Genomic DNA, 12,813 nt, shown 5'->3' with positions numbered 1-12,813 from the left:
GACCACGGTCGCCAGACGACCGTGGTGGAACGCGGAAAGGGCGTGCATGGACAAGCAGACGGACTTCGTGCTCCGCACCATCGAGGAGCGGGGCATCAAGTTCATCCGACTCTGGTTCACGGACGTGATCGGGACGCTGAAGTCCGTCGCGATCGCCCCTGCCGAGGTCGAGGGCGCGTTCGCCGAGGGCATCGGGTTCGACGGCTCCGCCATCGAGGGCCTGAGCCGCTCGTACGAGGCCGACGTGCTCGCGCACCCGGACCCCTCGACGTTCCAGATCCTGCCGTGGCGCGGGGAGATCGACCCAACCGCCCGCATGTTCTGCGACATCGCCACCCCGGACGGTCAGCCCGCCGTGGCCGACCCCCGCAACGTCCTGAAGCGGACCCTGGCGCGGGCGAGCGAACGCGGGTTCACGTTCTACACGCACCCCGAGATCGAGTTCTACCTGCTCAAGGACCGCGACTGGAAGGACGGCGGCCCGAAGCCCGTCGACCAGGCCGGCTACTTCGACAACGTCCCCGGCGGCAGCGCGCACGACTTCCGCCGCCGTGCCGTCCGCATGCTCGAGGACCTCGGCATCTCCGTGGAGTTCAGCCACCACGAGGCCGGTCCAGGGCAGAACGAGATCGACCTCCGCTACGCCGACGCCCTGACGATGGCGGACAACATCATGACCTTCCGCACCGTCGTGAAGGAGGTCGCGATCGAGCAGGGCGTCTACGCGACGTTCATGCCGAAGCCGATCTCCGGCCAGCCCGGCTCCGGGATGCACACGCACGTCTCCCTGTTCGAGGGCGACCAGAACGCCTTCTTCGAGGCCGGCGGCGAGTACCAGCTCTCGACCACGGCCCGCCAGTTCATCGCCGGTGTGCTCCGGCACGCGCCCGAGATCACGGCGGTCACGAACCAGTTCGTGAACTCGTACAAGCGTCTCTGGGGCGGCGACGAGGCCCCGTCCTTCGTGACCTGGGGCCACAACAACCGCTCCGCGCTCGTCCGTGTCCCGCTGTACAAGCCGAACAAGGGCCAGTCCTCGCGCATCGAGTACCGCGGCATCGACTCCGCCGCGAACCCGTACCTGGCGTACTCGCTGATGCTCGCGGCCGGGCTCAAGGGCATCGAGGAGGGCTACGAGCTCCCCGCCGAGGCCGAGGACAACGTCTGGAGCCTGACGGACGCCGAGCGCAAGGCCCTCGGGTACGCGCAGCTGCCGGCGAGCCTCGACCACGCGCTGTCGCTGATGGAGGACTCCGAGCTCGTCGCGGAGACCCTCGGCGAGCAGGTGTTCAACTACGTGCTCCTCAACAAGCGGCAGGAGTGGAAGCGGTACCGCGACCAGGTCACGCCGTTCGAGCTGGACACCAACCTCGGCATGCTCTAGCCCACACAGGCAGCGCAGCGCCGGGCGCACCACCAGGAGGACTCGTGTCACCAGGGCGACTGACGACGTCGCGTTCCGAGCTCGCCCGGCTGGGCTTCGCGGAGCTCTCGGAGAGCCTGGAACGGCTCGCCGCCCTGGAGGCCCGGTTCGGCTCCGCCATGCGGCTGCCGGTGAGCGACCGGCCGGCGCTGTGGGAGGCGACGGCCGATCCCGACGGCGCGCTCCGCCGTGCCGAGCGGCTCATGGAGCAGCACCCGACCCAGGTCGGCGCCGTCCTGGCGGACGACGCCGCCACGGAGCGGTTCGTTCGGCTGCTCGGCGCGTCCGTCGGGCTCGGGGAGTTCCTGCAGCGTCGTCCGGCCGAGCTCGCGCTGTTCCTCGAGCCGGTCGGGGCTCCGTGGACCCAGCAGCGGTACACCGCGTCACTGACCGAGGCGGTCGACGGTGCCACCGGCGAGGACGCCCGCCTCCGCCTCCGGGTCCGCTACCGACGCCACCTCGCGCAGATCGCGCTGTTCGACGTCCTGCACGCGGACCCGACCGCGGCGTTCCCCGCCGTCGCCGCCGGACTCGCGGACCTCGCCGGCGCGGCGCTCGACGTCGCGGTCGACGTCGCCCGCCGTGAGGTCCCGTTCCCCGCCGCCGACGTGGCCGCCACCCCGCTCGCGGTCATCGCGATGGGCAAGGCCGGAGCGCGCGAGCTGAACTACGTCAGCGACGTCGACGTCATCTTCGTGACGGAACCGAACGACACCGTCGACACCGACAAGGCCGTGCGCATCGCCACCCGGATCGCGATCGCCGCGACGCACGTCATCACCGACCTCGCCGTCGAGCCCGCGCTGTGGGAGGTCGACGCGAACCTCCGCCCGGAGGGCAAGGACGGTGCGCTCGTCCGGACGCTCGACTCCCACGTGGCGTACTACGAGCGCTGGGCGAAGGCGTGGGAGTTCCAGGCGCTGCTGAAGGCCAGGGCGATCGCCGGGTCGGCGGACCTCGGGGAGCGGTACACCGACGCGGTCGCCCCGTTCGTCTGGAACTCGTCGAAGCGGCCGGGGTTCGTCGAGTCCGTGCAGCGGATGCGGGAGCGCGTGACGGACAACATCCCGGACGCCGAGGTCGACCGTCAGCTCAAGCTCGGACCAGGGGGCCTCCGCGACGTCGAGTTCACCGTGCAGCTCCTGCAGCTGGTGCACGGACAGGACGACGAGAGCGTCCGGGTCCGCTCGACGCTCGAGGCGATGGACGCCCTCACCGCCGCCGGGTACGTCGGGCGACCGGAGGCGGCGCGGTTCGGGCCCGACTACGCCCTGCTGCGCGTGCTGGAACACCGGATCCAGCTCCGCCGACTGCAGCGGACCCACCTGATGCCCGTCGACGAGGACGAGCTCCGGGTCCTGGCGCGCTCGAGCGGGTTCGCGGCGGGGGCCGCAGCGCTGGAGACCCGGTGGCGGGCCGTGAAGCTCGAGGTCCGCGGGCTGCACGAGCGGCTGTTCTACCGCCCGCTGCTGTCGGCCGTGGCGGCGTCCGACGGCGACATCGTCCTGACGAGCGACCAGGCGCGTGACCGCCTCGGGGCGATCGGGTTCGCCGACCCGGACGGCGCCCTGGCGCACATCCGGGCGTTGACGCTCGGCACGTCCCGTCGCGCCTCCATCCAACGCAACCTCCTGCCGGTGCTGCTCCGCTGGATGGCGGAGGGACCGGCCCCGGACCGGGCGCTGCTCGCCTTCCGGCGGTTGAGCGACACCCTCGGGGAGTCGAGCTGGTTCCTCCGGATGCTCCGCGACTCGTCCGGGGCGGCCCACAGCCTGACGACGGTGCTGTCCGAGTCGGCGTTCCTCTCCGGGCTCCTGGAACGCTTCCCCGAGGCCGTCGCGTGGCTGGACGAACCGGAGTCGCTCCTGCAGCCGAGGCCGATCGCGTCGCTGCTGTCCGAGGTCCGGGCGACGACGGCCCGGCACGGCGACGACGTCGCGGCGGCCGCGTCGCTCATCCGGTCGGTGCGGCGCCGGGAGACCCTGCGGCTCGGCATGGCGGCGACGCTCGGACGCCTCGACGTCGACCAGCTCGGTCCGGCACTCAGCGACATCACCGAGGCGACCCTGACGGGCGCACTCGAACTCGCCCGTCGTGACGCTCCCGCTGGTCTGGAGTTCGGCATCATCGCCATGGGCCGGTACGGCGGCCGCGAGCTCGGGTTCGGCTCCGACGCGGACGTCCTGTACGTGTACCGCGCTCCCGAGGACCTCGCCGACACCGCGCCGCGCGCCGCGCAGCAGATCGTCCGCGAACTGGGGCGGCTCACGGACGACGCGATCTACCCGTTCGACCTCGACATCGACCTGCGGCCGGAGGGGAAGAACGGGCCGGTCGTCCGCACGCTCGAGTCCTACGGCGCCTACTACGCCCGGTGGTCGCTCACGTGGGAGGCCCAGGCGCTCCTGCGCGCCCGGGGTGCCGTCGGCGACGAACGGCTGCTCCGGGACTTCGAGCACCTCGCCGACCGGACGCGCTACCCGGACCACATCGAGGAGCGCGAGGTCCGCGAGGTCCGACGCATCAAGGCACGGGTCGAGTCCGAGCGGCTGCCCCGTGGCGCCGATCCCGCCCGCCACCTCAAGCTCGGTCGTGGATCGCTCAGCGACGTCGAGTGGTTCGTCCAGCTCCTGCAGCTGCAGTACGCCCTGACGGTCCCGTCGCTCCGCACGACCTCCACGCTCGACGCGCTCGACGGCGCCGTCGCGGCCGGTCTCGTCGCTCCGGAGGACGGGGAACGGCTCGCGGCTGCGTGGCGGTTCGCGTCCAGGACCCGCAGCGCGCTCGTGCTCTGGTCGGGCCGGACGACCGACGTGCTGCCGGTCGAGCGCACCCAGCTCGAGGGCGTCGCCCGGCTGATGGAGTACCCGCCGGGGTCGGCGTCGCAGCTCGAGGAGGACTACCTCGGCGTCACCCGGCGGGCCCGCCAGGTGTTCGAGCGCGAGTTCTACGGCGTCTGACGCCGGCCGCGACACGCCCGAGGTGAGCTCGTCGGGTCGAAGTCGAGATGTCGTCGGAGGTTAAATCTCCGTTTCGTGGATCGTCCCCCGTTCGCGGACGGCTGTACCCCGCCGGCCAACTCGGCATCACCTGTCGGACAGGTGGCGACCCGATGCCGGACCGACACCCGTGGACGTTCCCGACGCATCGACGGTGCCACAGGTGACCCGTCGCTGACCTGGGTTTTCCTGCGGAGGTGCTGCGAGCCTCCCGGCAGATGACGGGCCGTGCTGGGCGGACCCGCAGGATCCCCGCGGTCCGCACATGTGCTGACAGCACCCGGGGGGACACGCCCTGTGGTCCGAGAGGGGGACCGTCGTGTACCCCGTTCGTCGGAGTGTCTGCCCCCGGATGGGGGGCACGTTGCCGAGGGGGTTCGTGAGGTGCATCAATGGACCTCACCCGAACCGACCCCCGATTTCCCGATGACGCGGAATCTCCACCCCGAACGTTGAAGCAGGGATCGATGTTCACCTTCATTCTGCAGATCCGGCAGATGGTCGACGGGCACCCCGAGTTCTACCTCTTCGCCGTGTACTCCGCGGTGATCTGGCTGCTCTGGTTGCTCAAGGTCGTGCTGTCCGCCCGGTACCGCCCCTTCACCGGCACCTACACCGGCACGACGAGCGTCGTGGTCCCCGTCGTGGACGAGCCGCTCGACCTGTTCCGGGACGTGATCGGCCGCATGGTCGAGCAGCGCCCCGGCGAGATCATCGTCGTCATCAACGGCAAGCGGAACGAGGCACTCGAGGAGGTCTGCGACGAGTTCGCGCCCCTCGTCCGCTGGACCCACACGCCGATCCCCGGCAAGCGCAACGCCGTCAAGGTCGGCACCGAGATGTCCACCGGGGACATCACCGTCCTCGTCGACTCGGACACGGTGTGGACGCCGGGCACGCTCGAGGAACTGCTCAAGCCGTTCGCCGACGAGTCCGTCGGTGGTGTGACCACCCGCCAGCGCATCCTCGAGCCCACCCGCTCCTGGATCACCCGCTGGGCCGACTGGCTGGAGAACTCCCGCGCGCTGTACTCGATGCCCGCGCAGAGCGTCCTCGGGCAGATCGGTTGCCTGCCCGGTCGGACGATCGCCTTCCGCCGGAGCATCCTCGCCCGGGTGATGGACCGGTTCATGCACGAGGAGTTCCTCGGCGTCTTCCTCGAGGTCTCCGACGACCGCACCCTGACGAACCTGACCCTCAAGGAGGGCTACCGGACCGTCTACCAGTACACGTCGCTCGTCTACACGGACGCGCCCCTGCAGGTGAAGAAGCTGTTCAAGCAGCAGCTCCGATGGGCACGCGGCTCGCAGTACAACACGCTGCGGATGATGCCGTGGATGCTCGGCCACGCGCCGGTGCTGGCACTGTTCTTCATCACCGACATCATCCTGCCGTTCATGCTCTTCGGCGTGATCGCCGGGTGGGTCTACCGCGCACTGACCGGGCAGGGCCAGAACCTGTACCAGGGGATCCTCCACCAGTACGGCTTCTCGACAGGGTTCGTCTACGTCGCGGCGCTCATGGTCGTGTCGAGCGTGCTGAGCATGGCGATCCGGCAGATGCGGCACCTGGCGGAGAAGCCGAGCGACTTCTTCCGCCTGCCGATGTTCATCATCGTGTCGACGTTCTTCCTGATGCCGATCCGGCTCATCGGGTTCTTCCGTCTGGCACACGCCAGCGGCTGGGGGACCCGAGCCGGCGCCTACGCCGGCGGTCCGATGGAGACCGATCCCGCGCAGCCGCAGGCCGTCGCGACCCAGACGCCGGTCAGCCCCGTCGACCGGTCCGTGGACCGCCTCGGTGCCGAGGGGCAGCACGGGACGGGCCGCGTGGACGACGAGCAGCTCGCTGCGGACCGGGCGTTCGACGACCTGTTCGGACCGGCAGCACGCGGTCTCGACGGCCTCGACGTCACGACCAACTCGACCACGACGGTGCTCGCCACGCGCCGGTCGGCCGCGGCCGCCGCCGCGGGTGCACCAGCGGTCTCGGCTGCTCCGGTCGCTGCCGGCGCGCGGGCGAAGGCCCGTCGTTACAACCCCTACGCGGCGATCCCGTACGGCATCGGGATCGCGATCTTCGTCCTGGAGGCCCTCACCATTGTCTGACCTCTTCCGCTCGAACGGCTCCTGGTGGGCCCCGTCGAGCAAGCACGCCAAGCGCACCGCCATCGGCACGACGGCCATCGTCCTGGCGCTCGCACTCATCACCTGGTCGGTCTGGATCTCGCCGTCCAGCCCCGTCGCCACGGCCGTCCACCACGCCCTCGGCGTCGAGACCAAGGCCGAGAAGAAGGCCGCAGACGCCGAGGCGCTGCAGACGAAGCTGACCGCGGCGCAGCAGCAGATCTGGAAGCTGGAGGGGCAGCTCAAGTCCACGACGGCCCAGTCCGGCTCGCGCGGCGACCAGGTCGCGCAGCTCAAGGCGCAGATCAGCTCACTGCAGTCGCAACTCGGCTCAGCGCAGGCCGCGGCCGCCAGCCGGTCCGGCTCGTCCGCCGGCGGTTCGTCCGGTGCGTCCAAGTCCGGAGGCTCTGGTTCCGGGACCCACACGGTCGCCTCCGGTGGTGCCGCGACCAAGCCGAACACCGGCCCGTCGAAGGACCCCGGCCCCGCACCGGTGGCCGTGCCCACGAAGCAGCAGATCCTCGACCAGCCGACGCGCTGGTACGGCCTCTACACCGAGCAGTCGCCGTTCAACTGGTCCGAGTACGACCAGGTGTCGCAACAGGTCGGCACGGCCACGAACATGGTCGGCTTCTTCCAGGGCTTCGACCAGGACTTCAACGCCGGGGCCGTCCAGCGGTCGTGGGCGAACGGCCGCCTGCCGATGATGACCTGGGAGACCGTCCCCGCCGGCACCGGCAACGACGCGAAGTACGTCGCCGGCTACACCAACCACGACATCGCGTCCGGTGCGTTCGACGACTACCTGACCCGGTACGCCAAGGCGGTCGCGGCGAACGCACAGCCCATGGTCATCCGTCTCGACCACGAGATGAACGGCTCCTGGTACAACTGGTCCGAAGGGTCGGCGCAGCAGAACGCCGCGGGCTCCTACGTGGCGATGTGGCAGCACGTGCACGACGTCTTCCAGGCCAACGGCGCGAACGACTACGTCGTCTGGAACTGGTCCCCGAGCCGCATCGACAAGCTCGGCAACACGAAGTACCAGACGCTCGACTACCTCGAGGAGTACTACCCCGGATCGGCGGACGTCGACTGGGTCGGGATGAGCGGCTACTACCGGACCGTGACCGAGGACCCGACCTTCGCGAACACCTTCGGCCGGACGCTCGCGCAGCTCCGGCAGGTGGCACCGGACAAGCACGTCCTGCTCAGCGAGATCGGCGCGACGGAGACCGGTGGCTCGGCCTCCGGTGGGCAGAAGGCGAAGTGGATCACGTCCCTCTTCGACGCCCTCGCCGACCCCGCCAACGACGACGTCATCGGCTTCGCGTACTTCAGCGAGACCGCGACGACCATCGTCGACGGCACCCGTTCCACCAACGACTGGCGACTCAACTCGCGCTCCGACAGCCTGCAGGCATTCGCCCAGGGCATCGCGCGCACCGACATCGACTACGACCTGCAGAAGGTGACCCCGTGAGCACTCCGAAGAAGAACACCGTGACCTCCACCGCCGAGGACGTCCGTCCGGCACCCGTCATCAGCGTGATCGGCACCGGCTACCTCGGTGCCACCCACGCGGCAGCGATGGCCGAGATGGGCTTCGAGACGATCGGCGTGGACGTCGACCCCGCCAAGCTCGCCGCGCTCTCCGCCGGCGAGGTGCCGTTCTACGAGCCCGGCCTGCCGGAGCTCATCACCAAGCACGTCGCCAGCGGCAAACTGCGGTTCACGGCGGACATCGCCGCGGCGGTGGCCGCGGCTGACGTCCACTTCGTGTGCGTCGGGACCCCGCAGAAGGCCGGATCGCACGCCGCCAACCTGGCGTACGTCGAGAGCGCGACCCGCGGCGTCGCTGAGCACCTCACCCACCCGGGCCTCATCGTCGGCAAGTCGACCGTGCCCGTCGGCACCGCGGCACGGCTGCGCGGCATCGTCCGGGAGTTCGCGCCGAGCGGGATCACCGCCGAGCTCATCTGGAACCCCGAGTTCCTGCGCGAGGGCAAGGCCGTCGAGGACACCCTGCACCCGGACCGGCTGGTCTGGGGTGGGGCATCCGCCGCTGCCGACGCGGTGATCCGCGAGGTCTACGCGGCACCGATCAGCGAGGGGACCCCGGTCATCACGACCGACCTCGCCACCGCGGAGCTCGTCAAGGTGAGCGCGAACGCGTTCCTCGCGACGAAGATCTCGTTCATCAACGCCATCTCCGAGATGTGCGCCATCACCGGGGCCGACGTCACGACGCTCGCCGACGCGCTCGGGCACGACGCCCGCATCGGCCGGAAGTTCCTCAACGCCGGACTCGGGTTCGGCGGCGGGTGCCTGCCGAAGGACATCCGCGCGCTCATGCACCGTGCGAACGAGATCGGCGCCGGGCAGGTCGTCGGTCTCATGCAGCAGGTCGACGAGATCAACATGGGCCAGCGGCAGCGGGTCATCGACATGGCGATCGACGCCGCCGGAGGCTCGGTGCTGAACCGGCGCATCGCGGTCGTCGGCGCGGCGTTCAAGCCGCTCACCGACGACGTGCGCGACTCCCCGGCGCTCAACGTCGCCGCTGCGCTGCACCTCCGCGGTGCGCAGGTCACGCTGTGGGACCCCGAGGCGGTGGAGACGGCGAAGCGCCTGTTCCCGACGCTGAGCTACGCGGGGTCGATGACGGAGGCGCTCGAGGGCGCCGACGTCGTGCTCGTGCTCACGGAGTGGGACGAGATCGTCGGCGCCGACCCGTCGGAGCTGGCCGCCCTCGTCGGCCGCCAGGTCGTGATCGACGCGCGCAACTGCCTGCCGGTCGAGGACTGGGTGCGCTCCGGGTGGACCGTCCGCTCGCTCGGCCGTCCGACCCCGGTCGTGGACACGCCCGCGAGCATGGCCGCCGGCGCGAGCGACGTGCTGGTCACGGCGCGCTGAGCACCGCACTGGAGGCCCGGTGCCGGTCCGACGGACCGGCACCGGGCCTCCAGGCGGTTGCGGTGGATCCCGGCGGGACGCGCCGCTGCCTCCTCACGCCCTCAGCGACGGTTCACGGGCGTGCCCGCCCGTGAACCGTCGCTGAGCGCGAAGTGCCGTGCACGCGGGAAGGCCCCGCACCGGGATCCGGTGCGGGGCCTTCCGTGCGAGCGCGTCGCGCGTGCTCAGACGCCGAAGTACAGCTCGTACTCGAACGGGTGCGGACGCTGCGCGAGGGGGAGGATCTCGTTCTCACGCTTGTAGTCGATCCACGTCTGGATGAGGTCCTCGGTGAAGACGTTGCCCTTCGTGAGGAACTCGTGGTCCGCCTCGAGCGCCTCGAGTGCCTCGTCGAGCGAGCCGGGGACCTGGGGGATGCCCTTGGCCTCCTCCGGCGGGAGCTCGTAGAGGTCCTTGTCGACGGGCTCGTGCGGCTCGATGCGGTTCTGGATGCCGTCGAGGCCCGCCATGAGCTGCGCGGCGAAGGCGAGGTACGGGTTGCCGGAGGCGTCGGGCGCGCGGAACTCGATGCGCTTGGCCTTCGGGTTGGTGCCCGTGATCGGGATGCGGATCGCCGCCGAGCGGTTGCCGGCCGAGTAGACCAGGTTGACCGGCGCCTCGAAGCCCTTCACCAGGCGGTGGTACGAGTTGATCGACGGGTTCGTGAAGGCGAGCAGCGCGGGGGCGTGCTTGAGGATGCCGCCGATGTACCACCGAGCGGTGTCCGAGAGGCCGCCGTAGCCGTTCTCGTCGTAGAACAGCGGCTTGCCGTCGTTCCAGAGCGACTGGTGGGTGTGCATGCCCGAACCGTTGTCGCCGAAGAGCGGCTTCGGCATGAACGTGGCGACCTTGCCCCACTGGTCGGCCGTGTTCTTGACGATGTACTTGAACTTGAGGATGTCGTCCGCCGCGTGGACCATCGTGTCGAAGCGGTAGTTGATCTCCTGCTGCCCGCCGGTGCCCACCTCGTGGTGCGAGCGCTCGAGGACGAAGCCCGCCTCGATGAGCTTGAGCGTGATGTCGTCGCGGAGGTCGGCCGTCTTGTCGACCGGCGACACGGGGAAGTAGCCGCCCTTGTACGGGGTCTTGTTGGCGAGGTTGCCGCCCTCTTCCGCGCGGCCGGTGTTCCAGGCGCCCTCTTCGGAGTCCACCGAGTAGAAGGACTTGTTCTGCGTGACGGAGTAGCGCACGTCGTCGAAGATGTAGAACTCGGCCTCGGGGGCGAAGAACGCGGTGTCCGCGATGCCCGTCGACGCGAGGTACTTCTCCGCCTTCTTGGCGACCTGGCGCGGGTCGCGGCCGTAGATCTCGCCGTTGCGCGGGTTGTAGATGTCGAAGATCATGATCAGCGTGCGCTCGGCGCGGAACTGGTCGATGTACGCCGTGGTCACGTCAGGGATGAGCTGCATGTCCGACTCGTGGATCGACGCGAAGCCGCGGATCGAGGAGCCGTCGAAGAGCTGACCGACCGAGAAGAAGTCCTCGTCGACCGTGCTGGCCGGGATGTTGAAGTGCTGCTGCACGCCCGGCAGGTCGGTGAAGCGGATGTCGAGGAACTTGACGTCCGTGTCCTTGATGAAGGCCAGGACCTCGGAGGAATCGCTGAACATGTGTGTCGATCTCCTGGGGGTTGGGTGAAGTGGGGGTGCCGCGGGTGCACCTCCGACGAGGCTATTGACACGGGGTTTCCCGGACGTGACTGCGTTGTTTCCGGCGTGTTACGCACCGACTGTCGCCTACCCTGGTGACATGGCCCGCTCCACCTCGTCGTCCTCCGCCGCTGCCGCACCCGGTGCGGGGGAGTGGCCCGGGAAGGTCCTCGGTCTGCCGGAGTCCGGCCCGCGGTCGATGGGGGGCTTCGGGCGGCGCCTCGGTGGGCTCGTGATCGACTGGGCGCTGGCGTCCGTCATCTCGCTGGCGATCGGGACCTACGGTGCTGCGGGCAACTTCGCCACGCTCGGCATCTTCGCCGCGCTCCAGGTGCTCTTCATCGCGCTGTTGTCCGGGTCGTTCGGGCACGTCTGCGTCGGACTCCGGGTGGTGCCCGTCCGCGGTGGCTACGTCGGGGTCTGGCGTCCGGTGGTCCGCACCGTGCTGCTCTGCGTCGTCGTGCCGGTGCTCATCCACGCGAAGGACGGTCGGCCTCTGCACGATGCCGCTGCCGGCACGGTGCTCGTCCGTCGCTGACGGAGGGCCGCTGTCGGGTCGGGCATCGGGTCGGGCGTCGGCAGAGTCTCTTGCGGGGCGTTCCCTGGCCGGCGGTCGGTCCCGCGTCGGCGGGGCGTCCGGGCCGGGCGTTCCTCGGCTGGGCGTTCCTCGTCCCCGAGCGGTCACGACGCCCCGCGTGCTGTCCGTCGACGGGTCGGTACTCGTCGGCGCGCTCGTCCCCAGCCGACGTTCTCCGACCACCCGGCGAACCCGAGCGGGGTGTCGTGACCGCTCGACCACTTGTGCGCGACGTGACCGCTCGGGCGGCACGCGAGCGCCCGCACCGCCCGCGGGACGCCCGGCCAGACGCAGAACGCCCCCGACCAGCGGTGGTCGGGGGCGTTCTGCGTTCGAGCGACGTGCCCGCGTGCGACGTGGGTCAGCGCGGACGACCGGCGCGGACCCGCGTCGGGTCCATGCCCTTCGGGATCGCGGACGCGGGGCTCTGCGTGAGGGAGTCGAGCCGGTTCGCGACGGCGAGCACCTCGTTGCGGTTGAGCGACTTCTTGAACTTGTTCATCGCCCGGGGGAGCTTGTGCAGCGTGACGGCCTCGTCACCGTCACCGACGTGCACGACGTGCACCGGCACGTTCGGGACGATGCGCTGGACCTTGCGGCGCTCTTCGTCGACCTGCCGGGTCAGGTTGCCCCGCTGCCCCTCGGTGATGAGGACGACGCCGGGGGTCCCCACGGCACGGTAGACCGCCGCCTGGGACCGACCGTGGACCGCGACGGGCATCTCGCTCGACCGCCACTGGCGACGCAGCGAGTTCGAGAGCACGGCACCGACGGCGCCCGGCTGCCCCTCGATCTGCGAGTACGCGGCGCGCTCGGCGAGACGGCCGAGCACGATCAGGAACAACAGCACGCCGAGCAGCACACCCGCGACGATCCACAGCACCACCGCGAGCCAGTTCTGGCCGGGGAGCAGCAGGGCGAGCAGGATGCCGAGGACGACCGGGACGACGAACGCGGCGGCGAACCACCAGATCGACGTCGGGTCGGCCCGACGCGTCATCTGGAAGACCTGGTACATCTGCTTGAGACGCCCCGGCTCCTTCGCCTTCGTGTCCGGTGAACTGCTGCGTGCCATGCCGTCAAG

Annotated in this window: 8 protein-coding genes; 6 read left to right on the top strand and 2 right to left on the bottom strand. The window is 70.2% G+C overall.

Going from position 1 to position 12,813, the window contains the following annotated elements:
* Positions 1–46: 46 nt before the first annotated feature.
* From glnA (FS641_RS01750) to FS641_RS01730, 5 genes are all read left to right on the top strand, one after another.
* Positions 47–1,384, top strand: coding sequence for a type I glutamate--ammonia ligase (gene glnA / locus FS641_RS01750; protein WP_144758988.1), 1,338 nt, complete (start codon positions 47–49; stop codon positions 1,382–1,384).
* Between the two features lie 44 nt (positions 1,385–1,428).
* Positions 1,429–4,383 (top strand): bifunctional [glutamine synthetase] adenylyltransferase/[glutamine synthetase]-adenylyl-L-tyrosine phosphorylase, encoded by a 2,955-nt coding sequence (locus FS641_RS01745; RefSeq protein ID WP_186317526.1) that lies wholly within the window; start codon positions 1,429–1,431, stop codon positions 4,381–4,383.
* 506 nt (positions 4,384–4,889) lie between these two features.
* Positions 4,890–6,530 (top strand): glycosyltransferase family 2 protein, encoded by a 1,641-nt coding sequence (locus FS641_RS01740; protein ID WP_144758985.1) that lies wholly within the window; start codon positions 4,890–4,892, stop codon positions 6,528–6,530.
* Positions 6,523–8,031 carry a glycoside hydrolase family 26 protein gene (locus FS641_RS01735; RefSeq protein WP_144758982.1) on the top strand — a complete coding sequence of 503 codons (1,509 nt, stop codon included), beginning with the start codon at positions 6,523–6,525 and terminating at the stop codon, positions 8,029–8,031. The genes FS641_RS01740 and FS641_RS01735 overlap by 8 nt, the downstream gene beginning before the upstream one ends.
* On the top strand, positions 8,028–9,464 hold the full coding sequence (locus tag FS641_RS01730) for a UDP-glucose/GDP-mannose dehydrogenase family protein (RefSeq protein WP_144758979.1): 1,437 nt from the start codon (positions 8,028–8,030) through the stop codon (positions 9,462–9,464). The genes FS641_RS01735 and FS641_RS01730 overlap by 4 nt, the downstream gene beginning before the upstream one ends.
* Positions 9,465–9,688: 224 nt before the next feature.
* Here the strand turns inward: FS641_RS01730 and glnA (FS641_RS01725) are convergent, their stop codons facing one another.
* Positions 9,689–11,113, bottom strand: a complete 1,425-nt coding sequence (gene glnA / locus FS641_RS01725) for a type I glutamate--ammonia ligase (RefSeq protein ID WP_144758976.1) — start codon at positions 11,111–11,113, stop codon at positions 9,689–9,691.
* A gap of 139 nt (positions 11,114–11,252) precedes the next feature.
* Between glnA (FS641_RS01725) and FS641_RS01720 the strand changes: the two genes are divergently transcribed.
* Complete coding sequence (locus FS641_RS01720) at positions 11,253–11,690, top strand: RDD family protein (RefSeq protein WP_144758973.1); 438 nt, start codon at positions 11,253–11,255, stop codon at positions 11,688–11,690.
* A 400-nt stretch (positions 11,691–12,090) separates the two neighbouring features.
* On the opposite strand, the gene FS641_RS01715 is transcribed toward FS641_RS01720, so the two are convergent.
* Positions 12,091–12,804: a DUF4191 family protein gene (locus tag FS641_RS01715; protein WP_144758970.1), complete on the bottom strand. Its 714-nt coding sequence runs from the start codon at positions 12,802–12,804 to the stop codon at positions 12,091–12,093.
* Positions 12,805–12,813 lie beyond the last annotated feature (9 nt).

Source organism: Curtobacterium sp. 9128, assembly GCF_007673775.1.
Lineage (GTDB): Bacteria > Actinomycetota > Actinomycetes > Actinomycetales > Microbacteriaceae > Curtobacterium.
Note: the sequence above shows the minus strand (reverse complement) of the source record. Positions and strands in the feature narration are given on the sequence as shown.

Excerpts from the sequence above, each read along its gene's own strand:
- glnA (WP_144758988.1), top strand. The coding sequence starts at position 47 with ATGGACAAGCAGACGGACTTCGTGCTCCGCACCATCGAGGAGCGGGGC.
- FS641_RS01740 (WP_144758985.1), top strand. The coding sequence starts at position 4,890 with ATGTTCACCTTCATTCTGCAGATCCGGCAGATGGTCGACGGGCACCCC.
- glnA (WP_144758976.1), bottom strand. The coding sequence starts at position 11,113 with ATGTTCAGCGATTCCTCCGAGGTCCTGGCCTTCATCAAGGACACGGAC.
- FS641_RS01720 (WP_144758973.1), top strand. The coding sequence starts at position 11,253 with ATGGCCCGCTCCACCTCGTCGTCCTCCGCCGCTGCCGCACCCGGTGCG.
- FS641_RS01715 (WP_144758970.1), bottom strand. The coding sequence starts at position 12,804 with ATGGCACGCAGCAGTTCACCGGACACGAAGGCGAAGGAGCCGGGGCGT.